This window comes from Methanothrix soehngenii GP6 (assembly GCF_000204415.1).
GTDB lineage: Archaea > Halobacteriota > Methanosarcinia > Methanotrichales > Methanotrichaceae > Methanothrix > Methanothrix soehngenii.
Genome location: NC_015416.1, coordinates 2557447 through 2583753 on the forward strand (window position 1 = coordinate 2557447; position 26307 = coordinate 2583753).

Annotated in this window: 29 protein-coding genes; 17 read left to right on the forward strand and 12 right to left on the reverse strand. The window is 49.7% G+C overall.

What is annotated here, in order from left to right; genetic code table 11:
• Positions 1 to 5: 5 nt before the first annotated feature.
• The gene (locus MCON_RS12820) at positions 6 to 905 is read left to right on the forward strand and encodes a permease (protein WP_013720372.1); all 900 of its coding nucleotides are present in this window, start codon (positions 6 to 8) and stop codon (positions 903 to 905) included.
• Between the two features lie 42 nt (positions 906 to 947).
• Here MCON_RS12820 and MCON_RS12825 read toward each other — a convergent pair whose 3' ends face one another.
• Together MCON_RS12825 and MCON_RS12830 are read right to left on the reverse strand one after the other, a co-directional pair.
• On the reverse strand, positions 948 to 1442 hold the full coding sequence (locus MCON_RS12825) for an arsenate reductase ArsC (protein ID WP_157863824.1): 495 nt from the start codon (positions 1440 to 1442) through the stop codon (positions 948 to 950).
• 70 nt (positions 1443 to 1512) lie between these two features.
• On the reverse strand, positions 1513 to 1764 hold the full coding sequence (locus tag MCON_RS12830; RefSeq protein WP_013720374.1) for a ferredoxin: 252 nt from the start codon (positions 1762 to 1764) through the stop codon (positions 1513 to 1515).
• A 135-nt stretch (positions 1765 to 1899) separates the two neighbouring features.
• On the opposite strand from MCON_RS12830, the gene MCON_RS12835 reads away from it, so the two are divergent.
• Together MCON_RS12835 and MCON_RS12840 are read left to right on the forward strand one after the other, a co-directional pair.
• Positions 1900 to 2187, forward strand: coding sequence for a hypothetical protein (locus tag MCON_RS12835; protein ID WP_048133321.1), 288 nt, complete (start codon positions 1900 to 1902; stop codon positions 2185 to 2187).
• Positions 2188 to 2645: 458 nt separating this feature from the next.
• Positions 2646 to 6608, forward strand: a complete 3963-nt coding sequence (locus MCON_RS12840; RefSeq protein WP_013720376.1) for a dsDNA nuclease domain-containing protein — start codon at positions 2646 to 2648, stop codon at positions 6606 to 6608.
• Positions 6609 to 6816: 208 nt separating this feature from the next.
• Here the strand turns inward: MCON_RS12840 and MCON_RS12845 are convergent, their stop codons facing one another.
• A complete protein-coding gene (locus MCON_RS12845) occupies positions 6817 to 8118 on the reverse strand; it encodes a cytochrome c biogenesis protein CcdA (protein ID WP_013720377.1) in 1302 nt (433 codons plus the stop codon).
• A 31-nt stretch (positions 8119 to 8149) separates the two neighbouring features.
• Between MCON_RS12845 and MCON_RS16960 the strand changes: the two genes are divergently transcribed.
• Positions 8150 to 8272: a hypothetical protein gene (locus tag MCON_RS16960; RefSeq protein WP_269798811.1), complete on the forward strand. Its 123-nt coding sequence runs from the start codon at positions 8150 to 8152 to the stop codon at positions 8270 to 8272.
• On the opposite strand, the gene MCON_RS12850 is transcribed toward MCON_RS16960, so the two are convergent.
• Positions 8269 to 8814, reverse strand: coding sequence for a hypothetical protein (locus tag MCON_RS12850; protein ID WP_013720378.1), 546 nt, complete (start codon positions 8812 to 8814; stop codon positions 8269 to 8271). The two genes, MCON_RS16960 and MCON_RS12850, sit on opposite strands and share 4 nt — an antisense overlap.
• A gap of 523 nt (positions 8815 to 9337) precedes the next feature.
• Here MCON_RS12850 and MCON_RS12855 point away from each other — a divergent pair.
• From MCON_RS12855 to MCON_RS12895, 10 genes are read left to right on the forward strand one after another with little or no spacing between them, the layout of a single operon-like run.
• Positions 9338 to 9757, forward strand: a complete 420-nt coding sequence (locus MCON_RS12855; RefSeq protein WP_013720379.1) for an ArsR/SmtB family transcription factor — start codon at positions 9338 to 9340, stop codon at positions 9755 to 9757.
• A 31-nt stretch (positions 9758 to 9788) separates the two neighbouring features.
• On the forward strand, positions 9789 to 10610 hold the full coding sequence (locus tag MCON_RS12860) for a sulfurtransferase (protein ID WP_048132495.1): 822 nt from the start codon (positions 9789 to 9791) through the stop codon (positions 10608 to 10610).
• A gap of 9 nt (positions 10611 to 10619) precedes the next feature.
• On the forward strand, positions 10620 to 10742 hold the full coding sequence (locus tag MCON_RS16965) for a hypothetical protein (protein ID WP_269798812.1): 123 nt from the start codon (positions 10620 to 10622) through the stop codon (positions 10740 to 10742).
• Positions 10743 to 10802: 60 nt separating this feature from the next.
• Positions 10803 to 11885: an ACR3 family arsenite efflux transporter gene (gene arsB, locus MCON_RS12865; protein WP_157863997.1), complete on the forward strand. Its 1083-nt coding sequence runs from the start codon at positions 10803 to 10805 to the stop codon at positions 11883 to 11885.
• A 40-nt stretch (positions 11886 to 11925) separates the two neighbouring features.
• Entirely contained in the window at positions 11926 to 12723 is a 798-nt protein-coding gene (locus tag MCON_RS12870; RefSeq protein WP_013720382.1) for a (Fe-S)-binding protein, read from the forward strand.
• Positions 12724 to 12744: 21 nt separating this feature from the next.
• Positions 12745 to 13107 (forward strand): DsrE family protein, encoded by a 363-nt coding sequence (locus tag MCON_RS12875; RefSeq protein WP_013720383.1) that lies wholly within the window; start codon positions 12745 to 12747, stop codon positions 13105 to 13107.
• Between the two features lie 42 nt (positions 13108 to 13149).
• The gene (locus MCON_RS12880; RefSeq protein ID WP_013720384.1) at positions 13150 to 13491 is read left to right on the forward strand and encodes a DsrE family protein; all 342 of its coding nucleotides are present in this window, start codon (positions 13150 to 13152) and stop codon (positions 13489 to 13491) included.
• Positions 13492 to 13501: 10 nt separating this feature from the next.
• On the forward strand, positions 13502 to 13798 hold the full coding sequence (locus MCON_RS12885) for a DsrH/TusB family sulfur relay protein (RefSeq protein ID WP_013720385.1): 297 nt from the start codon (positions 13502 to 13504) through the stop codon (positions 13796 to 13798).
• 11 nt (positions 13799 to 13809) lie between these two features.
• The gene (locus MCON_RS12890) at positions 13810 to 14109 is read left to right on the forward strand and encodes a hypothetical protein (RefSeq protein ID WP_013720386.1); all 300 of its coding nucleotides are present in this window, start codon (positions 13810 to 13812) and stop codon (positions 14107 to 14109) included.
• Positions 14110 to 14147: 38 nt separating this feature from the next.
• Positions 14148 to 14891: a GNAT family N-acetyltransferase gene (locus MCON_RS12895; RefSeq protein ID WP_157863826.1), complete on the forward strand. Its 744-nt coding sequence runs from the start codon at positions 14148 to 14150 to the stop codon at positions 14889 to 14891.
• Here the strand turns inward: MCON_RS12895 and MCON_RS12900 are convergent.
• Entirely contained in the window at positions 14881 to 15945 is a 1065-nt protein-coding gene (locus MCON_RS12900; protein ID WP_013720388.1) for a (Fe-S)-binding protein, read from the reverse strand. The genes MCON_RS12895 and MCON_RS12900 overlap by 11 nt on opposite strands.
• Positions 15946 to 16062: 117 nt before the next feature.
• On the opposite strand from MCON_RS12900, the gene MCON_RS12905 reads away from it, so the two are divergent.
• Positions 16063 to 16557, forward strand: a complete 495-nt coding sequence (locus MCON_RS12905; protein ID WP_013720389.1) for an HIT family protein — start codon at positions 16063 to 16065, stop codon at positions 16555 to 16557.
• Positions 16558 to 16577: 20 nt separating this feature from the next.
• Here MCON_RS12905 and MCON_RS12910 read toward each other — a convergent pair whose 3' ends face one another.
• From MCON_RS12910 to MCON_RS12920, 3 genes are all read right to left on the reverse strand, one after another.
• A complete protein-coding gene (locus MCON_RS12910) occupies positions 16578 to 17942 on the reverse strand; it encodes an FAD-binding oxidoreductase (RefSeq protein WP_013720390.1) in 1365 nt (454 codons plus the stop codon).
• A 68-nt stretch (positions 17943 to 18010) separates the two neighbouring features.
• A complete protein-coding gene (locus MCON_RS12915) occupies positions 18011 to 19570 on the reverse strand; it encodes a cytochrome c biogenesis protein CcdA (protein ID WP_013720391.1) in 1560 nt (519 codons plus the stop codon).
• An 8-nt stretch (positions 19571 to 19578) separates the two neighbouring features.
• Positions 19579 to 20151, reverse strand: coding sequence for a hypothetical protein (locus tag MCON_RS12920; RefSeq protein ID WP_013720392.1), 573 nt, complete (start codon positions 20149 to 20151; stop codon positions 19579 to 19581).
• A 439-nt stretch (positions 20152 to 20590) separates the two neighbouring features.
• Between MCON_RS12920 and MCON_RS12925 the strand changes: the two genes are divergently transcribed.
• Together MCON_RS12925 and MCON_RS12930 are read left to right on the forward strand one after the other, a co-directional pair.
• On the forward strand, positions 20591 to 20914 hold the full coding sequence (locus MCON_RS12925) for a winged helix-turn-helix domain-containing protein (protein ID WP_013720393.1): 324 nt from the start codon (positions 20591 to 20593) through the stop codon (positions 20912 to 20914).
• Positions 20915 to 21216: 302 nt separating this feature from the next.
• The gene (locus tag MCON_RS12930) at positions 21217 to 21810 is read left to right on the forward strand and encodes an APC family permease (RefSeq protein ID WP_013720394.1); all 594 of its coding nucleotides are present in this window, start codon (positions 21217 to 21219) and stop codon (positions 21808 to 21810) included.
• A gap of 10 nt (positions 21811 to 21820) precedes the next feature.
• Here MCON_RS12930 and MCON_RS12935 read toward each other — a convergent pair whose 3' ends face one another.
• The 4 genes from MCON_RS12935 to MCON_RS12950 form a co-directional block, all read right to left on the reverse strand.
• Positions 21821 to 22318 (reverse strand): trypco2 family protein, encoded by a 498-nt coding sequence (locus tag MCON_RS12935; RefSeq protein ID WP_013720395.1) that lies wholly within the window; start codon positions 22316 to 22318, stop codon positions 21821 to 21823.
• A 30-nt stretch (positions 22319 to 22348) separates the two neighbouring features.
• Positions 22349 to 23479: a CHAT domain-containing protein gene (locus MCON_RS12940; RefSeq protein WP_013720396.1), complete on the reverse strand. Its 1131-nt coding sequence runs from the start codon at positions 23477 to 23479 to the stop codon at positions 22349 to 22351.
• 1 nt (position 23480) lies between these two features.
• Positions 23481 to 25883, reverse strand: coding sequence for a tetratricopeptide repeat protein (locus MCON_RS12945; protein WP_157863827.1), 2403 nt, complete (start codon positions 25881 to 25883; stop codon positions 23481 to 23483).
• A gap of 199 nt (positions 25884 to 26082) precedes the next feature.
• Complete coding sequence (locus tag MCON_RS12950) at positions 26083 to 26301, reverse strand: hypothetical protein (RefSeq protein WP_048132501.1); 219 nt, start codon at positions 26299 to 26301, stop codon at positions 26083 to 26085.
• Between the last annotated feature and the right edge of the window lie 6 nt (positions 26302 to 26307).

Consider the following 26307-nt stretch of genomic DNA (forward strand, 5'->3'; position numbering starts at 1 on the left):
ATGAGATGTTCTATGACAACCTAGCGACGGCTATGAGCTTTTTCATAGAGATTGCAGTAGAATTGATAGTATTATTCATAGGGATAACCTTTCTCGTGGGCCTGATCCAGGAGTATGTGCCTGATGAAACCATAAAGAAGGCCCTGGGTGGGCGGCACAGAATTCTGGGCAGCTTTCTGGGAGCAGGTTTTGGTGCGCTAACTCCATTTTGCTCCTGCTCGACCATTCCGCTCCTCCTGGGGATGCTCAATGCGGGCGTGCCCTTCGCATCTGCAATGGCATTCCTGTTTGCCTCGCCCCTGCTCAATCCGGTGATAATATCCCTGTTCATCATCCTCCTGGGCTGGAAGATAACTGCTCTCTACTTTTCCGTCACCTTCCTGGCGGCAATCGTAATCGGCCTGATGCTTGACAGTCTGGGATTCGCAGCACAGGTTAAATCCGTGGCCGCGGTGAGAGGCTGCTGCGACTGTGAGCAGGCTGAGGATGCAAAATCGAGAGTGCAGCGCTCGGCAAGATTCGCTTTCAGCCTATTCCGCCAGCTCGTACCCTATCTCCTCTTGGGAGCGGGCATTGGTGCCTTCATTCATGGATTCGTGCCCACGGAGCTGATATCAAGCATCGCCGGATCGGGAAATCCCTTTGCTGTTCCCGTGGCGGCAATCATAGGCGTCCCCATCTACATCCGGGCGGAGACCATGATCCCCATCGGCCTGGCCCTCATAGAGAAAGGGATGGGCACGGGAGCGGTGCTGGCCCTGGTCATCGGCGGAGCGGGCGCGAGCATCCCTGAGTTGACCCTCCTTTCCGCCATATTCAAAAGGAAGATGCTGGCAGCCTTTGTGCTCACCATCATCACAATAGCGGTTGCGGTCGGATATCTGGCCAACTGGTTGGCATTGTGATGTTTGCAGAAGGAGAAACGAAATAGAAATATTGCAGGCGAATTAGGGCGAAAAAAGAGTCCTGCCGTCATCCCCAAAGGTCTGAGAGATCCAATCCTTCATCTCATCTCTCACTTTTCTGAAGGCCTGCATCTCCTCTTCCTTCGATCCTCTTGTAGCCGCCGGATCCAGGAAGCTTCTGTGGATGACCTCTCTAGCTCGAGGCGTCCGGGCGGGAAGCTCAATCTCTGTGCTGCAGATGGGGCAGGCCTGTCTGGCCCGGTCGCATACTGTGACCGCCTGGTCGAAGACCGTATCCAGAAATTCCTGGGTGGATTTGGAGCGCTGGCCGGAGATATCAATGCCGATCTCGCTCATAGCCCGCACCGCGCGGGGGTCGACTGCCGTTGGATCAACCCCGGCGCTATAGGCCTCATATCGATCGCCGTACATGGCCCGCAGGAGCCCCTCCGCCATCTGGGAGCGGGCGGAGTTGTGAGTGCACAGGAACAGGACTTTCTTTTTTCCTGCCGAACTGGAAGCAGAGTCTGATTTCATCTGATGATCGGGTGCCTCCATTGTAAATCAGCATTTTGTCTGGCTGGATGGAGGCGTGATAAAAAGTGGGTCAGATGGGATCGAAGCCCATTGCCGGAGGGCTCACGCCTATCACCTGAGAGGGACACTCCTCTGCCACCTTCTTTGCGCATTCCTCTTGATCCTCAAAAGCGACTCCCTCATCCAGCTTCCCAGCTATGCGGAACTTCTCGGCGATTTGACTCTTGCCATCCTGTTCACTCTCATCGAAGAGATCGGGGCAGTCCCCCCAGCACTGACCGCAGCTTATGCAGCCCTCTCTATCGATTGATACATTGATCATGAAAATCATCCCGGCCTATGCCAGGGCCAGTTTTTCTTTTATCGCTTTAATGCTTTTTGGCGCAGGAGGCGGATTTGTGCTGAAGTTCTGTTGGGCGCCGGTTACATTAAAATCTCCTGTCTGCCATTTGCCCTGATGATGGCAAAGCAATATGGAGATCTAGAGATCCTGCAGGAGATCGAGAATCTCTGCATAAGTCACCAAAAGATCACCCAATCTTCTGAGTGCCGGGATTTCAACCATCGAGCAGCCCTATTGCTGCAGAGCCTGGAGGAGAAGGGATTTTTCCCCCTGGCGGATAGGATGATGGACCTTCTGGCCTGCTGCAATCCCAAGGACCTCTCCCAGTGCGACAGCGTGCAGAGGGCCAGGGACATACTAGAAAGATTGAGGTATCTGGCCAGGGAGAGCCTTGGAGAATGAATCTGCCATTAACTTCCTTTGGGTCGGTCTTGTGTTTTGGCCGGTTCTATTTTGGGAATGGAAAAAATTCTGGCGGTAGTAGGGACGTGGGATCTCTCCATCTCCTGCTATGTCGCCTGGATGATTACGGATTGGATGTTTCAATAATTGCAGACATCCATCGATCGATCTTTATGCTATTTTCTATCGGTTCCTTCGCCATCCATAATTCCGAGTGATGACTGCTTAAGCATGAGCCTGCACTGCTAGCCTGTGCTCGATGAGATCTTCTTTGGGGGACAGTCTCATAGTTTTCAGTAAGGCTCGTGAAGCATTTCGTGTTATTCAGAAAAGATGACAGTTTAAAAATTGTGGAAAAACTATATTTGAGTTTTTTAAATAGATTAAAAAACCCGAAAGAGATATGTGCAACTTAGTGTGATGTAATGGAACGGATAAGTATTCAAACAGGATGGCCTATGTCTACTAAAACAAGAAAAAGAGATGCACAGGCTGACGAGGAGGTCATAAGTTCAGATATTGACGCGATTTTTAGAGCACGTTACCACGGAGCGGCAAATATTAGAGGTATCAAGTATCAAATACTGTATTCTGTTCTTCGCGCTTTTGACCTCTACGCTGATGATAATGCGTATGGATCGATTAGACTTGAGGGAATTGAAGATTTGGATCTTCTTGGATTGCGTTTAGAGGATGAATACATCCAAGTCAAGACCTCACAAGAACCGTGGAAGTGGAGCCAGCTTAAAAGTTATAAAAATTCTAAAGGTCCAATTGAGAATTTTCTAGAAATTTATCGGTTAAATCCAAATTGTCATTTCGTTCTCGTGGTGAATTTTCAGCTAAAAGGTGACCTAGAAAAATTGGCTCAAATAGAGTCTCTGCCACCAAGAGATAAAAAAATTATTGAGGAAATGTTTCGTAAATTGTGCCATCAAATAGGGGCATCTACCACTGAAGCCGACGCTCTTGCTAGCAGATTATGCATCGTCTCGATGTCAGAAGATCAAATTTGGAGGAAACTTAGACCTGCCGTAGCTGACTCTTTTAATATAGGAAGCGAAGCAGTTGAAACTTACATCTCGGCGCTTGTCGCCAAATTTCTGGATTGGGCCAAGGATCGAAAGACGATAAATCGCACGGATCTTGAGGGTGTTCGAGCGAACGTTGGGGAACCTTTGTCACGAGAGGTGGAGTGGCAAGGATACGGACGTGGTCTTATTGATAGAATCTCATGGGATTCAGATGCGAATATCGAGGATTTCTTTGAAGGAAAGAGAACAAGACAGGGGCATATTGCATCTAACGTTGATGTTAGACGGCCAATTTGGCTTGAAAGAATTGATAAGGCAATCAATTCCTCAAAGATTTGTATCCTTCGATCTTCAAGCGGACAAGGCAAATCATCACTTTTATATCGGTATGCATACGAAAAATGGCCAGCGGAAAACACCTTTATTCTTCGAGTTGCCGAATCACAGGAACACGTTGAGCTTATTCGTGATCACCTTCGTTTCAGAGCGAATCTGGGCGTGCCTATTTTTCTTCTAATTGATAATGCTGGATGGAGCACGCGATTTTGGCCATTCGTCGCACAGGAATGTGCCGCTTTAGGAGTTCAGGTTTTGATATCAGTACGCAATGAAGATTGGCATCGTTTTGCAAGGGAGTGTTTGACAAATTACGAGATAATTGAGCCAATTTTGATTCTAGATGAAGCACAACAAATTTTCGAGGCATTTCGATCAAAAGGGAGACTCCACGAATCGATCAGCTCACCTGAATGGGCTTATGAGAAAATTGGTGAGCCCCACTTATTAATGGAATATGTTTACTTGCTCACACATGGTCACATGCTTGAAGAACGACTTCGGGATCAATTAAAGCAATTCTCCGAACAAGGCGAGGATCCCGCCAAAGTTGAAATATTGCGAAGAATATCACTGGCAGATTCGCTTGGAGCACCCGTCGCAGTTGACAAATTGTTGGTAGACATTCAGTTAACGGATGATCCGCAACAGGTATTGATGTCTCTTTCCGGGGAGTACATTGATTTAGTGGACGGAATTCTTACTGGCCTTCACTGGGTTCGTTCAGATCACCTCACTCATATACTCCATGAAGGATATCCAAATCCTTGCAAGACAGCTCTGGCAGTTTTTGGAGCTATTCCACTTGAACGCATTCCTGTATTTGTCTCCAATGCTTTAAGCAAAGACGACTTGGATAAAGAACTATTTATGAATGGTCTGATTGAAAAAGCAAAGGAAAATGATCTCAATATTATTTTAGCCATTGTTGATGGAATCTTCGAAGCGGGAGAACGTAAATTCTTTCAAGTAAATCAAAGCTTGTTCGACGAGGCATACGAGTTATTTGGTCCTAGCGGTATTTTACCATTAATTTTAAAATTTGCTCCAGTCATCAAGGTAGACATATTAACCAAGATGATCGGGATTCTTGGTGAGAATAAAGAAAATTTCAAAAAGTTAACAGAGATTGCGTCTCAAATCGTTGAATCAGACAGAGGCCTCGATTTAGTCAGGGATTTCTTAAATTATATCATACTAGACATCCCATCAAAAAAACTGCAAGAAACTCCTGATGATATGGGTCGCTTGTTTGACTGGTGTTCGTTATGCAATATCCACGTTTCAACTTGGACAAATATTTTTGACAATTACATCTCAGACATGAAAATATTTAATTATTCATTAGACGCATTTTCCATCTTTGCGCAGGGATTTTATCGATACGATGGACCCGCATATATGAAATGGTTTTCACAAAATAAAGAGAATATTCTGGGCTATCTTAAACTTCATGTTAATTGTATTGAATTGAATGTTTCAGACGATACGCTTTACATCGAATTCTTCACTGATTCAGATGAAAGTCAAAGTATCAATGAACAGGCAGTACAGCGTTTCAATAAGTTGAGATCTAGTATTCCTTTTTGTGAAAGTTATCAATCTCAGGGCATTTGGTTCTTGCCATCTGGCCTAACGCCATCCATTGACGATTCTCGAAAAAATATCCCCAAAGGGAATCTGCCATTCAAATCTGATATTGAAAAGAATTTGATATGGAAACACATAGTAGATAATTACTATCTATCGGATAGCTATTATATATATGAAAAATCTTGGTATAATCTCCGAAATGATGGCTTGTGTTTTGTAAAGGCCTTCTCAAAAGGTTTACAGAATATCCTTGTGGGCAAAAAATTTGACTTTCAAAAGGCCTTCGACGGAGGAAAACTCCCAGACAGATTGATGGACTTGCTGAGATATTTGCCAGATCCTCCTTCTCAGGCTCCGGTGCATTTGAGCAAGGCGCTTAAAGGAACTACCAATAAGTGGTCAACTAGTTTACAAAATTTCCTATTACAAATATTTGAATATTTCCAGGATGTACGTAAACAAAGAATAGGACGATTGGCAGTCCATAATTTCCTATGTGCCGTCAAATATCTTCCGGAGATGCACAGCATCTTTAATCAGCTTTTTGAGAATGTACCCGACTATTTTGACGTCAGTGAGTTGGATATTTCTGAAGTAAAGAACTACGAAATCCTCGCCGATCTACTAGATGTTTGGATAATAGAACCACCCAAGACGCCACAACGAAATATTATGCAATATATTAGGAAAAGAAGACAGCAAAAGAGACAGGAAATGCTCAATCGCATCCAGGATGTAAACGCTCATCTCAAAGAATACGGCATGATCATCATACCCCCTATCGATGCATATATAAAACATCCTCTTTGTTACATGCCGCTGGCATTTTCCGTAAAGGATCCAATCTACCCAGAAGCTTCACTGGATATCGTTATTGAAGCGATTTCGGACGTCAAAGATATTGCTGATATTTTCTATCTAGTGCCGATACATGAGGGTGTTCGTTTCCTTGAGGGTGGGTACCAAATCAGCTCAAACCAAATTACAAAATTTAATGAAGGGCAACTCACAAACTGGGAGGCTTTTGCATTACAGGAACTCTCTGAAGATATATTGAGATGCCTTCCTGCCTTGCCCTTCTGTCCATCTGTGAGGCTGCAAATTAGAGCAAGTATAACCTCATTGCTCATTGGAATGATAGTGTTTATTGAGCAAAAGGACAAGATTGAGACACTAAGGACATCTGAAAATCAATTTGAAGTTAAATTGTATGATCGCCATAAATCGCGACTTATTGAAATACAAGCGGATTTTGGCATTGCGGCATGCAAGATAATGGATTATCTGAAAGCCGAATATTCATCCCTGCAGGAAGACATAGACTTTAAGACATTGATAGGATTTCTTAAAATCACAGAAGAAGCTTCACAGAAGGATTCCATTGATACGCTATTTGTGTCTGGTGACTTTAATGCAGGTAATATTTTGAATGCTACGGAGCAATTGCTGCAAAAATGATTGTTTTTGAATGTATATCCAGCAGCTTGCTGCGGGGAGCGCTGTTTGACTTCTTTGCAGATTAGAAATTTTAGACCAATATTCGCTGTAACCAGTTGATGCTTCTTCGCCGAACGATTGCGATTGCTGGGCGACTGCATCTCCGCCCAGCTTCCCAAGATTGGCGACGTTGAGAAGAAGCATAGCCTGACATGCAAGCCACCTTATCTCACCACATCTTGAACCCCAGATACCTCACCGCATAGATCAATCCGATGACGATTACCGCCAGACCGAATATCTTTGTAATGTGCTTCCCCGCGGCGATGTATTTCTCACCGATCTGCCCGCCCACAGCTCTGGAGAAGGTGGCGATGGGAATCACCGGCACTCCATGGCCCACCCCAAAGACAAAGAGCATCAGGGCTCCGCCCAAAGGGGTCACGTCCTGGGATATAAGCCAGATGAGCACCGGAAAGACCAGGGACACGGCACATGGGGCCCATCCCAGGGCAAAGAAGACCCCCAGAGTGAAGGCACCGATGAATGCCGAGTACCGGAAGAGGTTCATAGAGACTGAAACCAGTCTCTCCATGATCCCCTTCTTCTCTGCTATCGTCTCCTCATCAATCGCATCGGAATTGCCTCTGCCAAAAGAAAGGCGTGAGCGCACCGGCTCGATGATCTCCCCAATGGGCTTGATGATGTTTATCCCCAGGATGATCATCAAAAGACCCGCAGCCAGGTCAAAGAAGCGGGCCTGGCGGATGAAAACGCCGATATCCGAGAGGAAAAAACCCACGATGAAAAATACCGCCGCCATGCCCAGAGTGAAGGCTATGCCGATCATAAAGCCCTCTTTTGATGCCGAGGCTGTCTTTCTCAGATACTCGTCCTTCCTGCGGGCGGTCATAACATAGGAGAACATGGCCAGGAGAAGCGCTATGGAGCAGGGGGAGAGGGAGGTGACAATTCCCAGGGCGAACATGCCCAGATAGTTTATGCCCTGGCGGGAGGCGATTCCCTCAAATCCGGAGGCTTCGCCTGCCTCTATTCTCTCCAGGTCGCTTTTCAACGACTCAGCACTCTGGATACCGTCTATCTCCCCCTTGCCCAGTTGATAGACGTGGTAGAGACCTGCCACATTTCCCTCTTTATCGATCAAGATCAGGGTGGGATTGGCAAATCCTCCCTCTAAAGTTGAGTAGTCGATGTACTTGCCGGTGAGGGGATACGGGTCAAAGTCCTCAATCCAGGGCCCGGTGATATTGGCATTCCACCATCCTTCTGCTAGTTCTCGCCCATCCAATGAGTAGGAATTCTTCCGCACATTGAGGGTTATGATGTTCACGCCGGGATCCATTTCGGCAAGCTGAGAGAGCTGGTTGGTCTGGGCATCAAGAGCATTCTCGCACTCCCTGCAGAGGGGATTTTCTATGTTTGTGATATGGAGAAGGACTGCCTCTCCTCGATAGCCAGAGAGGGAGACATTTTTCCCATCAAGATCTACTGCCTGAAAATCAGGGGCCATAGCTACCTGGGATATAGCAGGTGATGAGCATATGGAGAAGATGGAAAAGATAATGGAAATTATAACCGCAAAAAGTGTGACGGGTCCCGATATCAGGGATTTCTTGCATTTCGTGGACATGACAACGATCCCTTTATCTGAAATCCGGCTTTAATTATCCCAGTCTGCGTAGTTCTCATCATATAGGCTTATGGCGTCTTCCACATAGTTCCTGATCCACTCTTCGCCCGTTATTTCATCCGAGCTGTGCCAGACTGCCACGATCTCGCCTTCAGAATCGGGAGCCAGGGTCAATATGACGGTCAGAGGAACGAACATGTCGAGGCCGCCATTGGGATCATAGGCCTGCAGGGCTTCACCAGACCTGACATCACTGCCATCGGCACCCAACTCGAAGATCGTGATCTCTCCGCTGAATTCGTCGATTATCTTCTGCACGGCCTCGGTCTGTGGTACACAATAATCACATTCTTTATGCACATAGATCAGCACAGGCTTGCTCTCCAGAGCGTCCAATACCCAATCAGGATGGCTGACATCGCCGCCTGCACCCGTAGACTGATCGGGATATTCTTTCCACCAGTCATCGCTTTCCGATCCTAAGGAGTATTCAGCTCCCGCTGCATTGAAGCCAAAAGCGATAAGAATTAATGCAATTAATGAGGCAATGCCATATTTTCTCGATACAATATCCATGGTACACTCTCCTTTTCCCCACTCATTCCCATGCCGATCCAACTATCACATCGACATCTTGCTGTTGGTATGAGGAGCTAATCTCAGCACATCGACATTATTGGATATAAGACTTTCGTCAATTCGATCTATATAGGCATACCTGAGGAAAACATTTGCTTTGAGATCATGCATAGTATTATATTTAAAATGAATTATGAATCAATGGTTGTTAAATAAGATTTGCAGACAGCAGGAATACATATATCAATTTCATTATATATACTTATCGTCAGATGTCGTACCTGCTCTTCATCGCCTGACTGGAAACTCTTATATATCGAGATTGCTGGATATGGTGTTGTATTGCTTATTTGAGGTCACTATGGAATGCGAAATATGCAATAGAAGCGGGAAATCCTTTTTCCTGGTTACACATAAAGAAAGGGGAAGAATCAGGATCTGCGGCGATTGCTTGCAGAAAGAGAGAGACAATCTCCTTGCTCAAAAAAGCTGCACATGCTGCTGAGGTGAGAGGAGACTCATGTCATGCATATCCAAAGAGGCCGTCGATAGGATGACCAGGCTCATCGGCGATCGCGATAAGGCAGAGTGCAAGGTGAACAGGCTGCGCTCCCTGACCATAGATCTGGATGAAGAGGAGCTCAAGACCGAATCTGAGATCTTTCAGGCCATGGCCGATCCCTGCCGCCTCAAGATTCTCTCTCTTCTGCGGGAGGGGGAGCTATGCGCCTGCGAGATCATGATCGGCGTTGACCGACCCCAATCCAGCACTTCTCATCATCTCTCCATCCTCAAGAATGCCGGTCTGATCAAAGAGCGCAAAGACGGAAGATGGTCCAGATACAGGCTCTCAGAAGGGGCAGTGATTGAGATGCTCAATCTGGTAAACATATTGATTGAATCTAAAGACCGAAGAGGCAACTCCAATGACAAAAAATGATTTTACTATTCCAGCAATTCTCATGATTTCTTTGTTAACACTAGCTCCCCTGGCCAATGCCGGCTGCTGCAGTGAAGGCACCTGGGATCCCAGCGGATTTCTGAACTCCGATGCTGGCACAGGCATGCCCAGTCAGCCCATCCAGTCCGCACAGGCAGAAGGATCGCAAGAAAGCGCTGCAGTAAGCTCCAGCAGCCCTCAAAATCCGCCCGATAGGCTGGCATCATACCCCAATGGCATTATCATGAAGCTCATGAAGAGCGTCTCCAGCTCTGATGTGATAATAGATGCATCTAACGGAGATGGCTATGCCGCATCTCATATCAAGAACGCTATTCACATCCCCAGCAAGGACTTTCTGGACAGCAATGGCAATCTCAAGGGCGATGAAGAGCTGTCCAGGCTCCTGGGTGAGGCAGGCCTCTCGAAAGAGGACTCCGTGGTTGTATATGGAAGTGCAGAACGCTCTGGCGAGGCGCAGTTGGCATTCCTGGTCCTGAGACATCTGGGACAGGATGATGTGAGGCTATTGGAGGGAAGCCTGGATGACTGGAAGGCTGCAGGCCTGCCGGTTGAGGCCCAGAAGACGGTAATTCCAGCTGCTGAATATAATCCCTCCGTAAGGCCTGGCGTGATAGCAGAATACGATTATGTTAAGTCCGGCCAGGCTCGGATCGTGGACGTCCGGCCTTTTGTGGACTTTGGAAAAGGCCGCATACCCGGCTCCACAGCCCTGGACCCGGCCAATGTGATAAAAGGAGATAAAATCAAGAACGGTGGCGATCTAGGAACCGTCTTCAGCCGGCTGGATAAGGATATGCCTATTGTGGTCTATTCCGATGACTACAGCTAATCTGCTCTGGTGGCATATTCTCTGCAGCTCATGGATTACGAGGCTGCCGTCTACTCCTGGGGAGACTGGCAGTCGCATGAGGGCAAGGGAGATGATTCTGATTCTAAGTACGTAAAGCTCGGCAGGACATAATTGCATTTTTAAGGGGGATGGTGGAGCGATATGTCAAGTGGATCAAGTGGGTCAAATGGGATGAGCAAGGGGCTGGATTTTCTCTCTCGCTACCTTACCATCTGGATATTCGTGGCCATGATCCTGGGAATCGCCCTTGGCTATTATGCTCCCGGGATAACCCGTTTCATCCTCAGCCTGCAGATCGGCACGACCTCAATTCCCATCGCCATCGGCCTGATACTGATGATGTATCCGCCACTGGCCAAGGTCAAGTACGAGGAGCTGGGACAGGTCTTTACAGATCGAAAGGTTCTGGGCCTCTCCCTGGTTCAGAACTGGATCGTGGGCCCCATTCTGATGTTCGCCCTGGCAGTGATCTTCCTGCGGGACTCGCCTCATCTCATGTATGGCATAATCCTCATCGGCCTTGCCCGCTGCATCGCCATGGTCATCGTCTGGAACGAGCTGGCCTGCGGCTGCACCGAGTACTGCGCCGCCCTGGTGGGACTAAACTCCATCTTTCAGGTGTTCTTCTACTCCATCTATGCATACATCTTCATCACCGTCCTGCCGGCAGCTTTGGGAATTGCAGCGGGCACGGCAGTTGATGTTACCATATCCCAGATCGCTGAAAGCGTATTCATATACCTGGGAATTCCCTTCTTGGCAGGGATAGTCACCAGGTTCAGCCTTATCCAGGCGCGGGGAAAGAGCTGGTATGAGAGGGATTTCCTGCCCAGGATATCGCCTTTAACCCTAGTCGCCCTGCTCTTCACCATAGTCGTCATGTTCTCTCTTAAGGGGGACTACATCGTGCAGCTCCCCCTGGATGTGGTGCGGGTGGCCATACCTTTAGCCATCTACTTCCTGCTGATGTTCTCGGTTAGCTTCTTTATGTCCTACAAGCTGGGCGTGAGCTACGAGAACACTGCAGCACTCTCATTTACTGCGGCCAGCAACAACTTCGAGCTGGCCATCGCCGTTGCTGTGGGCGTCTTTGGCATCGCCTCCCAGGAGGCTTTCGCTGCGGTTATCGGCCCCTTGATCGAGGTGCCGGTCCTGATCGCCCTGGTGAACGTGGCCTTGAAGCTGAGGGACAGGTACTATCCTTCCGCCCCGGAGAAGATATTCTGTGAAAGCCCTTTGAAGTCCGAAGACTAAAGATGCGACATATGGATGCGATATGAAGATGTGATGAAAAATGACTGGATCGCCTGCTGAGGTAAAGCTCGTGAGCAATGCCATGGCCAATGCTACGAGAAGGAAGATCATGGCCATGCTGGTGGAAAAGGAGAGGACAAAAGAAGAGATTGAGCAAGCAGTGGGAGGTACCATGCTCGACTACCACCTGCAAATGCTCAAGCAAGCCGGCCTGGCTGACACGAGAGGTGACAGGGTCCTCATCACGGATTTCGGAAAGAACTTCATGGAGACCAAATCCGACAAGCCGGCAGAAACGAAAAAAGACCTGGCTGGCACCAGACCCCTGCAGGTCGTCGAGCTTCGCCAGCTCCTGCCCTGCATCGCCGACAGCAGCAAGTTCAGGATAATCGCCCGCTTCGAGCCACCGCTGGAAGGAGCGCTAAAACTGTTGGAGCCCCTCTTCCCCCGGGCCAGGTACTCCGATCGGATCGGCGCTCTGATTATTCAGAGGGGCAACATTCTGATCACCATCTATTCCACCGGCAGCGTGACCATGACCATGATCAAGAGCGAGGCAGAGGCCAGGGAGGTTTTGGAGGACCTGAAAAAGACCATCAATGAGGCTATTGCTAAGGGAGTCACTCCAGTTCCGCGGGAGAAGGTCAAAGTGGACCATGCTGAGATCTACCAGTACCTTCCCCGCACCGACTGCCAGATCTGCGGCGAGCAGAGCTGCTATGCCTTTGCCATCAAGCTGGTGGGCAGGGAGACCGAGATTGATAAATGCACGCCGCTCCTCGAGCCCAGGTATGCCACCAATCTCGAGCACATCAGGACTCTGCTGGAGTACCTTTGAAGATGCCATGCAGGTGAGCAGTTGAAGACCCTGACCATCATACTCACAGACGGGCCTTATATCTCCCAGTATGCAGATATGGCCTTTAAGATCGCCTCCCGGGCGCTAAATGTGTTCCAGGTGAACATATTCCTCTACCTGGATGCAGTCCATATTCCAAAGAGCGGCCAGAATCCCTCAAATTTTAAAATTACTGGCAAGCTCTTCCAGGAACTGGCGGATAGAGGAGCTGTGGTCAGGGCCTGCGCTAGATGCGCTGCTGCCAGAGGCTATCGGGCAGAGGAAGACGGAACATGCCCGGATTACCTGCAGGGGATAAAGATCACCAGCCTCTATGACCTGGCAGAGATGCTGGAGAAGAGCGACCGGGTGATTGCACTGTGAGATCGATCTTCATGAGATCATAAGTCGTGAGGTTAGCTATTCATGCGATCGATCTTCTATCTTCTCGACAGCGCTCCCTACGGAAGCGAAAAGGCTTATGGCGTTCTCAATGCGGCAGCGGTGAGCATCAAGATGGATGTAAATCTGGGCCTGTACGCCGATGGGGTATATCTTGCCCTTGCCGGCCAGGACACCAGCCTTCTTGATGTGCCAAACCTCTCCGATATCCTCTATGCCTACCCCGAGCTGCGGGTCATGGCACATGAGCCCTCCCTGACGGAGAGGGGCCTCTTGAGCCGCGGGCTGGTGGAGAGGGTGGAGCTTGTGGATGAGGAGGATTTTATGAAGCAGGCCCTTGCTGCCGACGGTCTGATTGCACTATAAAGGTTGAATTATGGCAAATAGAGATATCTTCCTTTTGACCAAGCCGCCCCAGAGTGAACGGGCAGAGCTGTGCCTGCGCCTGATGGAGCACGGCGATGATCCAGTTCTCTATCTGGCGGGAGACGGTGTCTACAATCTTCTGGATGAAGCCCTCATGGAAAAATGGCCTGGAAAGGTTATGGCCTGCAAAGAGGACCTGGATGCGAGAGGTGTGCAGGCGGGAGAAGGGGTGAGGGTGCCTGAGGACTTCTACCAGCTGCTGGTGGAGGAGATGGTCGCAGAGGGCAGTCGGATTTATTCTTTCTAAGGAATTCGGATGTGATTAAAATATCAATGGATGGGGTTTTGGCAAGGAAGAACGGCAAGAAGGATTGCTACTACGAGTGGACCGTGGGATTTTGCCAGGTCAAGGTCGGAAAGTGCTCTATGGAAGTGAAAGGATTGGACGAATTATTTCATGATTACTTCGAGAAGGGAATGACGGCAGAGGAGATTGAGGGCCGTGAAATGATCAGGGAGGTAAGAAGGCAGAATTTCATTCCCGAGGATATCGAGGATCTTTATGAAGAGGCCCTCATAAAGGAGTACGAGAGATATTTTGAATCCAGGAAGAAATAAAGAAGATGGTTCGAGAGCATTTGACCGGCCAAAGAGATATGGCAGATTCCTATCCCCGCAGCTTCGTAAGACGGGGCAAATGCCTGGAGATGAGGTTTCTTGCTGAGTGCTCACTCTCAGACCTGGCCGCCCTGCAGTCTCTGGTAGTCAGCACCCTGCACGAGATTGAAATCTTCATGCCTCACGATGAGGAGTACCTCAGCCGGATATTCCAGACGGAACTTTCCGTCCTGGGGGTCCTGGCAGAGGAAAAGCTTGCCGCCTATAGCATAATTCGCTATCCAGGGATGGAGAAAGATAACCTGGGCCGGGATTTGAACCTGGCTGAAGAGGATCTGAAAAAACTCGCCCACCTCCAGGCCATCGCCGTCCACCCTCATTTCAGGGGATGCGGCCTGCAGCGGGAATTGGCCGCAGCCCACCTGCAGGTGCTGGAAAGCTCTGGGTATGAGCACATCTGCTGCACCGTATCCCCGAAAAATCCGGTCAGCCTGAATAACCTCCTCTCCTGCGGGTTCAGGGTCAGGGCACTGAATCCCAAGTTTGCCGGCTGGTGGAGATACATCCTCTATAAGAATGTAAACTGGCCGATGACCGGTACAGGTATGGCTGCCACCGGAGATGAAACCGCAATCACTTGCTTGAATATCGAGTGCCAGAGGGAGCTCATCCAGAGGGGCTACGAGGGATATCGAGTGGAATGGAAAGGGGAAAAATCTGAGATATTCTACAGAAAGAGAAGCACCTCCTCGATGGACAGCTCATCCCCCTTCATTCCATAGCCATTCCCACCAGGTCCACCAGGTCGATCACCTTCTCTCCTCCTCCCCCATCCCTTAGATTCCTGATGCACAGCGGGCAGGAGGTGACAATATAATCCACATCATCCGGCACATCCTCCAGCCTCCTCCTGGCCATCTGCAGAGATAGATCTTTATATCCCGCCCGCACCCCACCCCCTCCACCGCAGCATCGGGCAGCATTCCGGCTTGCTTTCATCTCTACCAGGCGGCAGATGGCCCTTATGACCTGGCGCGGCTGCTCGTAGATCCGGTTGTGCCGTCCCAGGTGGCAGGGATCGTGATAGGTCACAGTGATATCCAGAGGCTTCAGATCGATTTCCGAGATGTGACTAGCAAGAAACTCGGGCACGCTCAAAACCTGAAACTGGTTCCCATAGCTGTTTTTCAGGGTAGTATAGCAGCCTGCGCAGCCGGTGATCACCGTGCTCGCCCCAATCTCTCTGATCTGCCTGGAGTTCTCTTCGATCAGTTCACTGGCATCAAACCCCATTCGAAGCAAGGGCGAGCCGCAGCACTGCTCTCCTGGCAGCAGGGTAGCTCCAAACCGGCTGAGGAGGGAGAACGTATTCTTGGCCGTCTCATGGTAGCGATAGGAGTTCATGCAGCCCACGAAGTAGACATAATCCGCCTTCTTCCTGACCAGGCTCCTGTCCTGGAGCCACGCCAGCCGGTCGTCCCCTGTGCCAAAGGTATTGCCGCTCTGGAAGATACTCCGGCTGAGAGCATCCTGCTCCGGAGTCACCTTTCCCTGAATGGCAAGCATCCTTCTCGCCCTCTCGATGATTTCCGGTGGGGAGATGCCTGCCGGGCAGTTCTCAGTGCACAGGCCGCAGGTGGTGCAGGTGTTAAGGCTCCTGAGCACATCACCATCTGCCTGCAGGCGGCCCGAGGTGAGCTCCTTGATGATCATCATCCGCCCTCTGGTGTTGGCCGACTCCCAGCCGCTCTCCAGGAAGGCCGGACAGACGGTGCGACAGGTCCCGCAGCGAACGCACAGATTGAAGGCCCTCTTATCCTGTTTCATGTTCTGCATTTCGTTCTATCGCATCCTGTTCATCCGGCATAAAAAGATCTCCATCCAAATAAGGAATATTTTGCATGGCGAAGGATTGATCATCAATAATACCCTAATAGAATTAGAGGAGGCTTTATGGCTGAGAGCACCGGGAAAGAGAAAGGCTGTATCTTCTGCCAGATCGTTGCTGGAGATCTGCCATGCTACAGGATTTATGAGGATGAACTATCGCTGGCAATTCTGGACGTCAACCCCTTTTCTAAAGGCCATTGTCTGGTGATACCTAAGAGACATGTGCCCTGGTGGCATGAACTCTCAGATGATGAGAATGCCAGCCTCTTTAAAGTAGCAAAGGTGGTGGCGGAAAAGATGATGATCGCCCTGGAACCTGACTTCGTCTGCATGTATGCTCGGGGCAGGAGGATCCCTCATACCCATATCTTTCTGGTCCCCACCTATCAGGGAGATATTCTGGACCGGTTCTTCAACGCCCTGGAGCTGTTCCAGGAATCGCCTCCTGAGCTGGCAGCTCTGCGAGAGAAAGATTCAATGGAAGATATAGCTGATCTGCTCAGAGAGGCGGATCCAAAGAAAAGCTCAAAGAGCAAAGATTATTCTGTGGAATGCTGAAATCCACGATTCATTATCAGTCATAGCCCCATCTTTCCTGGATTTAGTATCCCCCTTGGGTCCAGAGACTTCTTGATCGCTCGCATCACATTCAAGCTCTCTTTCCCTACCTGCTCTGCCATATACTCCGCACGGGCAAGGCCTATGCCGTGCTCAGAGCTGACCGTCCCTCCCAGGCTCAGGGCCGCTCGGTGGATTCTGTCGGCTGCCGTCCTGAGCCGATCCCACTGATCCGGATCGTTGACATCGATGAACAATGCGACATGCAGATTTCCGTCTCCTATATGGCCGTACTTCATGGCAGGAATGCCCACGCTTGCAGTGATCTGCTGCACTCTCTTAATCAGCGCCGGAATCTGCTTTATGGGAACCCCCACATCCTCGCCCATATAGATCCTGGTCTTCTTCGGGTCCAGACGCGAAATGGCCGCTCCCACCAGCCTCCTCGCCGCCCAGATGGGCTCCATCTCCCGGCCAGAAGCTTGCCTTATCGTAATGGCCATCGGCCGGCAGACCTTTTCGATCTGCTCTGCTGCCTCTGCGGTCGAATCTCTTGAGCCGTCCACCTCGAATAGTATCACGTCCCCGTCATCCGGCAGGGCAAGCTTGGGATCGACAAGCCTCAGGACCTTCAGAGTGGTCCGGTCAAGTATCTCGCAGGCGGATGGGGTTATCCCCTGGGAGAATACCGCTATCACCGCCTGCCCGGCAGCCTCTGCGCTCTCGAAGCTGGCGAATACCAGCCTCCTCTCTTTGGGCAGAGGGGCAACCTTCAGTCCCGCCCGGGTGATGATGCCAAGGGTTCCCTCCGAGCCGACGAATAGCCGGGTGAGGTCGTATCCGGCTGCGGATTTGAGGTTCCGGGAGCCGGTATGAATCACCCTACCATCCGCCAGAACAACCTCTAAATCCAGCACATAGCTTCTGGTGGTGCCGTATTTGACCGAGCGCATGCCGCTGCTGTTGTAGGATATCATGCCCCCGATGGTGCAAAAGCTGCTGCTGCCCGGATCTGGGGGAAAGAAGAATCCATGAGGCTCAAGAGCCCAATTGAGCTTCTCTGCCACCACTCCCGGCTCAACGATGACCTGCAGGTTCTCCAGGTCCATCTCCAGAATGCGATCCATTCCGGACATATCTAAAACCACGCCGCCGGAGACCGGAGACGCCCCGCCGGCAAGTCCGCTTCCCGCTCCCCGGGCGACCACCGGCACATCCCTCTCATTGCACAGCATCATAATTCTGGAGACCTCTCCCGTATTCGCTGGCCGGACGACGAAATCAGGGTATCCAGAAACCTGGGAGGCGTCGGAAGAGTAGCAGCACCTCTCTGCCAGCGAGGAGGAGACCCTCTCCCCGACAATCTCCTGCAGGCTTTTCAGCATGGTCGAAATGTAATCTCACCTTCCCCTCGATATCCTCACACTGTAATTACTGCGCCGTTATTGTACCCTTACCATAACAGGTATCCAAAATACCTGGCGGCATAGACCAGGCCCACCAGGATTACCAGCAGCCCGAAGATCTTGCTGGTCCACTCTCCCACCGATATATACTTCTCCCCGATCCTGCCGCCCACCATTCGGGAGAAGGTGGTGATGGGGATGATGGGCACTCCATGGCCGATGCCGAAGAAGAAGAGCATCGTCCCGCCGACCAGGGGGGCGACATCCTGGCTTGCCAGCCAGATCAGGACTGGCATCACCATGGAGAGGGCACAGGGAGCCCAACCCAGGGCGAAGAAGATCCCCAGGGTGAAGGCGCCGATGAACGCAGAATAGCGGAAGAGGTTTAGCGAGAACTCCACAGCCTTTTGGAGCAGGCTCTTCTCCTCCTCCATGGGCTCGGCCAAGCTGGCTGAGCCTGGACCATCGGATGGCTCATCTGTCCCATCGACGCCAGCCTGATGGAAGCGCATACGGGATGTGACCGGCTCGATGATCTCCCCCAGGGGCTTGAAGCTGCCGATTCCAAGCATGACCATGATGCTCCCGGCCAGAAGGTCGAAGATCTTTGAATCCCGGAAGAAGACGCCTATCTGGGATATGAACAGCCCGAGCACAAAGAAGACAACCGCCATGCCGAGGGTGAAGGCGACGCCGATCATGAATCCCTCTCTTGAGGTGGAGGCGCTGGCTCGCAGGTATTCGTCCTTCCTGCGAACGGTCATCACATAAGAGAACACAGCGATCATCAGGGCGATGGAGCAGGGGGCAAGGGAGGTGAAGATGCCCAGAAGGAACATGCCAAAGGCGGTGACATCCTTCCTTGAGACCTCATTCTCCATCCTGGTCCAGAGGGCGGAGAAGATGCCTGCTGCCCCCTCTGGGCGGGCCTCCACCTCTGCAGGAGGGGAGGCTTCCCCTTCCACCATAAGAGCTGTCCCATTGAGCTCCTGGATGTCATCCAGAAGGCTCTGGGCCTTCTGCACCCCATCTTCTATCCCTTCACCCACCCGGTAGACGTGGTAGACCGGGCCGATTCTGCCCTCTCTGTCGATCAGAACAATGGTGGGATTGGAAGAGCCGCCTCTCACCGTCCAATAGTCCAGGTATTTGCTCCCTATGGGATATGGGTCCAGATCCTCGATCCAGGGCCAGGTTATATTGACCTCCCACCAGGTTTGGGCCAGCTCCCGGCCGTCAATGGAATAGGGGTTCTTCCTCAGGTTCAGGGTTACTATCTGGACATTGGTGTCTAGGGCCTTGAGGGCTGCAAGCTCCTCTACCTGCCCCGAGAGGGACTTTTCGCATTCAATGCATAGGGGGTTCTCGATATTTGTTATATGCAGGACCACCGGGGAGCCCATGAAATCGGATAGATTGAAGCTCCTTTGATCCCAGCTGGTTGCGAAAAAGTCCGGCGCCTGCGCTTCATCTGCTAGCGCGGGACTGATGGATAGGGATATGAATAATAGCGCGAATAAAGATATAATAGAAACTGGCAAAATGAGAGCGTGAGGGGGATTAGAGCCCGGCTTGCTCAGACCACCCACGCCATCTTTCACTGCCATTAGGCCGATCACTGCTCCCAGTCAGCCGCATTCTGCTGGTGATAGTAAATGGAATCGTCTGCATAGCTGTTGATATCGTCCGTGCTCATGATATCAATCTCGCTATGCCAGCCAACCTCAACCTCGCCGTCCTCGTTCTCTATCAGAGTGAGGAAGATGGTGGTGGGAACATACTGCTTCTTGCCTGTGGGACTGTAGATATCCAGAACCTCCATCGCCTTCAGGATTCCGTCTCCCTCAGCCAGAATGCTGTAGAACCGGATATCGTCGTTGTGGATTTTTATAGCATCATTTATCCTGGGGACATGGGTCACGCAGGGCAGGCAGTTGTTCTGGTGGATCAGGATCAGCAGAGGTCTGTCCTCCAGAGCCTCAATAACCCAATCCGGGTGATTTACGGCAGAGCCAGAGTCGATGTTTTTGTCCGGGTATGTCGTCCACCAATCAGAATCACCCGAGCCTAGAGAATGCTCAGGACCATTGTCATCCTCTTCCTCTGCCAGGGCAAAGGCACAGAAAAGAGAGATGGCCAAAAGAGAGGTAATCAATATTGTGAGGAAATTTGTGAATCGATCAAGCATGATTTAAACCTCCGAATTCGTCCTCTTTTATTCTTTATTTGAATATTTAGAGATTCCCGTCTTCTTGCGATGATAGATCTGCAGCAACTTCTGCAGTGCTGGAATCGGCAGCAGTTTCTCCTTTGGGATTTTGGTGTCAAAGGCGTTTTGCCATGAGAGCATAGCCAGGCAGAAGAATGACAATAGCCCCTCAAGAAATCGCCAGACGTGGATCTCTTGCTTCCTTTATGCAGAACCATTACGAGCAATTAAGTCATAGTCCTCGGTATTTATCGCTTTTGGGCCGGGATCGGTATATACATTTCACATATAGCACATTGGGCCTGCATCCCGCACCTTGAACCAGTGACTATGACCAAATCTGCAATTTTAGCTCAGAAAAACTTTAAATTCCATGAAGTCGTATTTAAAAAAGGATACATATTGGAGGATATAAAAAATGGCCAATGAAACTGAGAAGAAACCGAGGTCCAGGAAGAAGAGAGGAATGGCTGAAGCAGGAGTGGCAGCGGTCAAATCAAAGAGAGTGACTGGGAAGGGAGGGGGGATGACGGAGGAGTCTGTGGATCTGGTATTCGGTATCAATGCCGGCATAATTTGGGACCTGCTCAGCCTAAAGGGCCCGATGCCGGCCAGGGAATTGGCCAAGTCTGCCGCTCTGCGGATAGATGATGTCCATGGCGCACTGGGCTGGCTGGGCAGAGAGGGCAAGATCAATGTGAATAAGAAGGGACGGTCAAGGATTTATTCCCTGAGGCCTTGAATTATCTCGGGGCCTTATCGATCCAGCCCCGAAGGCTCATCTTCTTTTAATGGCTTCTCGCTATTTGGCATGGGTGAACTTGAATCGCAAATTCTCTGTATCCTTTTGCATCTGGGGTGAACCGCGATCCGGAACCAACCACAAACTTAAATGATCCTCAGGACAGGTATTATACAAGCAGGATGAAAACTGTGATAAGCCTGGTATTCCTGTTATGCTTGATATGGGCAGTGAAGGCTGCTGCCTCATTGGAACTCTGATTCCAACCCACAAACTAACCATGTTAACTCTCGTAGACAAGCATGCGTCTTGAACGCGAATGGAAAATTTGTCCCACGAAGGATTGTGCCCCCTTCTCTGACATCGCCCGTTATGCCCTGGGACCGAATGCCTCTGCCATCATATCCATCATGGCGCTCTTTGCTACCACCAACACCGTTCTGCTCATGCTCCTCGCCTCATCCCGGATCATCTACGGCATGGCCAGTTCCGGATCGCTTCCCCCAATCCTGGCATCTGTCCACCCTCGAACCCATGCTCCCTGGATTGCTACAATCCTCTCCATGATCATAGCCATGTCCTTTGTCTTCCTGGAGGATATCGCCTTCGTGGCCAATGTCAACAACTTCACCGTATTTGTGACCTTCATTGTGATCAATGCCGTCCTGATATCCCTGCGATACAAAAAGCCCCAGATCGCTCGCCCCTTCCGGGTGCCAATTTCGTGGGGGAAGCTTGCGGTCCTTCCCGTTCTGGGGATATTATTCAATCTTCTGATGCTGATTCAGCTGGAGACCAGGGTTATGGCCATCGGCCTGGGCCTGGGCGGCCTGGGAGCATTAGCTGCCCTGATTAGCATGCGCTATATCAGGTCGGATATAAAAAAAATTGATTAAAAATTCTATTTCAAGCAGAGACCAGGGATAGTTTCACTGTTTGCGCAAACTCTGATTGGCCGCTGCCTTTAGCCAATAAAGATATCTCCCCTTTTGCATTCACGACGAAATTCAATTCGACTGAAGCATCTTTAAGAGTGAATTTTGGCTCACCTTCTGAAGCATTTTTTATGCCTTCTTGAATAGCTTTTATCGCTTTAACAAGGTCTTTCTCAAAAGCCTCTGTCCTGGTTGCAGTTCGAGTAGTCGATCTCGCTGGCACAAGCGTGAGCTGGATGGTTTGAAGCTCTTTGCTTGCCAATTCTGCACTGGCACCTAAACTGCCTATTACTGGAATAGTTATCTTTAGCTCTCCGCCTGCGACCTTTTCAACAACAGCTTTCAGCGTGAGCTCAAGCTTCTCTATATTGAGTGCCTTCTTTTCAGATTCACTCTTCTGAGCCGCTTTAATCGCTCTCTTAACTCCTGCAATTACCTTTTCGATATCTGCGCCTGAAATCTCGGACATTTTCTCTCACCTTCAAATTTATGACCTTTTCTAAGAATCGAGCATCATTGCCTCGGGATCTGCATAAAGGACATATGCCAGCCAGCTCGAATTGTAGGGCTTAGCCCTGCGGATCTCCTCCCGTGCATGACGAAATGCTTGTGCGATAGGGAATTTGTCTCTTAATAGGGCAGTATAAAAGCTCTTGGCAAATAGAACTGCCAGTTGATCATCTACCTCCCACATGGCTCCGATGAATGCCCCAACATGAGCTATATTGACAAAGCAAACCGGCCAGCCGCCCAGCCATGTTAAGCTAGACCCTGTTCGTCCAGTATGACATGCATTGATGAAGATGAGTGGCCTTTGACGTCCTTCCCCGAATTTTGTATTTATATCATCAGGTCTTAGCGGTTGTCCAGATAGAATAATTGGAGATCTTGAAGGCATTTTTTCGTCAAATTCCCCGTGGCAGGCAAAATGCATAATAGAGAAGTTCTGATGCTCTAGCCATTCCAAAACTTCAAGATACCCCTGTAAAGGCCTTTTGCCTTTTACACCTTTGTGCAGATCGTTTAACCTTTCCACGAAATCCATTTCCTCACTCAAATGCTCCAAATCTGTTTTTGAGGAGGATACGGGTAAAGCTATGCCCAATGGTAAGATTTCGATATTGGCAGATTCAGAGAGCCATCTGGACATGGCAAATTTTTGACACCAGAAAGGTTCCACTTCGGTATTATTGTAGGGTCTAATTATCTCCCACGGTATCCATGGTTCATCTGAAGTTATCATTAATGATTTGGTGTGGGAACGAAATTGCCAGTATTCATCTTTTAATTCTTTAGGAATTATCAACTGCCAAAGGTGTTTTCCTATTGAGCTCAGGCGAGCCTCTGCTACGGATTGCTCATCTGCTGAGAGGTCATACTTGGCCATTTCGCTCAGTTCATTATAAATTTCTTTTACTTTTTCCTGTGGCGATTCTGAAAGCTTTGTCACTCCAAAATTCTTAAAATTATATCTATTATTTCCTCTCAAAGAATGCAGGTAAAAATGCAGCATATGCTCGTTGCTTAAAGGATCCATTTGCACAATTAATTCAAGGTCTGGCCCAGAATAATTCAATTCCTTGGATATTGATTTCTGAATGCTCTTTTCTTTCTGCAAATATGCCGTCAATTCATTGGGCCTCCGAAACATTCACGTTCTTTCTTACCATGCCTATCCGTCTTCCAGATTGATAGAAATCCACGCGAATTTGATTCTCCCTGGGGGAAAGTGGAATGATAGAAAAATCTGCAATTTTCGAGTCTTCATTTTTTGCTACATTCAGAATCCTAGTTTCCTCGCCGTTCACTGCGAAATTTGGGGCCAGAAGCGCCATCTCTATTCTTGGAAATTGACTCTGCAGATAAGAATATTCGATAAAAACAGCATCAATGCCTTGATCTGATGCCTCTGCTTGCAGCTGGACGAGGATATTTGATTCCTGGTTCACTCTGAGCTTCTCTGAATGAGTCAGCCTGGGATACAGGATAAATCTATCAAGAGGATCTTTTCCAAGAACCTTACGGCGAATTTCTGTTGCCTGGCGGAAAAGCGGCTCAGCATCGCTGTATCTGCCCATCGATCGATACAGCACTGCGAGGTTGTTCAGACTCTGGGCGTAGTCGGGATGATCTTCGCCTAGCGATTTGCGCCAAATTTCTGTTGCCTGGCGGAAAAGCGGCTCAGCATCGCTGTATCTGCCCATCGAATAATACAGGCCAGCAAGGTTGTTCAGGCTCTGGGCGTAGTCGGGATGATCTCTGCCTAGCGATTTGCGCCGAATTTCTGTTGCCTGGCGGAAAAGCGGCTCAGCTTCGCTGTATCTGCCCATCGAATCGTACACCAATGCAAGGTTGTTCAGACTGGTAGCGTAATTGGGATGATCTCCGCCTAGCGATTTGCGCCAAATTTCTGTTGCCTGGCGGAAAAGCGACTCAGCATCGTTGTATCTGCTCATCGATCGATACAGCTCTGCGCGGTTGTTCAGGCTAGCGGCGTAGTCGGGATGATCTTCGCCTAGCGATTTACGCCAAATTTCTGTTGCCTGGCGGAAAAGCGGCTCGGCATCGCTATATCTGCCCACCGATCGATACAGTTCTGCGAGGTTGTTCAAGCCGGTGGCGCAGTTGGGATGATCTTCGCCTAGCGATTTGCGCCAAATTTCTGTTGCCTGGCGGAAAAGCGGCTCAGCATCGCTATATCTGCCCATCGATCGATACAGCACTGCGAGGTTGTTCAGGCTAGCGGCGTATTCGGGATGATCTTCGCCTAGCGATTTGCGCCAAATTTCTGTTGCCTGGCGGAAAAGCGGCTCAGCATCGCTGTATCTGCCCATCGATCGATACAGCTCTGCGAGATTGTTCAGGCTCTGGGCATAGTCGGGATGGGCTTCACCTAGCGATTTGCGCTGAATTTCTGTTGCCTGGCGGAAAAGCGGCTCAGCATCGCTGTATCTGCCTATAGAATAGTACATCAATGCGAGGTTGTTCAGGCTCTGGGAGTAGTCAGGATGATCTTCGCCTAGCGATTTGCGCCGAATTTCAGTTGCCTTGCGGTAGAGCGGCTCAGCATCGCTGTATCTGCCCATCGATCGATACAGCTCTGCGAGATTGTTCAGGCTCTGGGCATAGGCGGGATGGTCTTCACCTAGCGATTTGCCCCAATTTTCTATTGCCTTTCGGTAGAGCGGCTCAGCATCGCTGTATCTGCCCATCGAATAATACAGGCCAGCAAGATTGTTCAAGCTCTGGGAGTAGTCAGGATGATCTTCGCCTAGCGATTTGCGCCGAATTTCTGTTGCCTGGCGGAAAAGCGGCTCAGCTTCGCTATATCTGCCCATCGAATCGTACACCAATGCAAGGTTGTTCAGGCTGGTGGCGTAATTGGGATGATCTTCGCCTAGCGATCTGCGCCAGATTTCTATTGCCTTGCGAAAAAGCGGCTCAGCTTCGTTGTATCTGCCCATCGATCGATACAGGATAGCGAGGTTGTTCAGGCTAGCAGCGTAGTTGGGATGATCTTCTCCCAGTGATTTGCGCCGAATTTCTGTCGCCTGGCGGAAAAGCCGCTCAGCTTCGCTATATCTGCCTATAGATCGATACAGCTCTGCGAGGTTGTTCAAGCCGGTGGCGCAGTTGGGATGATCTTCGCCTAGCGATTTGCCCCAAATTTCTGTTACCTGGCAGAAAAGCGGCTCCGCATCGTCGTATCTGCCCATGGAATAGTATACCAATGCAAGGTTGTTCAGGCTAGTGGCGTAGTCGGGATGATCTTCGCCTAGCGATTTGCGGCAAATTTCTGCTGCCTGGCGGAAAAGCGGCTCAGCATCGTTGTATCTGCCCATCGATCGATACAGCTCTGCAAGGTTGTTCAGGCTAGCGGCGTAGTCGGGATGATCATAGCCCACTTTTTGCCAAATTAAGTCCCTTAGTTCCTCGGCAAAGGCTATTGCCTGAATATAATTACCATCATTACGAAAGTCAATGACCTTTTCGTTGAGAATCAAAATCTTATTATCGATTTCTTCCTCAGTCATCATCAATCCTTTCTTTTTCGCGAGATTAAGATTTGTTTGTTATTTTAATCCATATAAATTAGTTTTCATAGGAGATCAATGAGATATATTGCAATTTACAGCTATCTAGCCTTTTCAAGATGATATTGTATTTGATGATGTTGATAGTATGCAGTAATCCATGGGAAAATTAGCATTTCAAAAATCGAGAAAAAGTTGTTTAGTGATGCGCTCCATGCGCATCTGCATGTGCGCCATGGGGCGCTGCGTTTGTCCCTCCTTTTACAATCAGGAAGTCCTTATCCAGATAGGCCTGATGGGCCAGGTCCAGGCATTCTTTGCAGATATAGAAGATCTCATCCTTGGGGCCGTGAATGGTGGCCAAGTTGAGCTTGACAGGAACCGTCTCCTTCTCAACAAGACAGAGGGCGCACTTCATCTAATT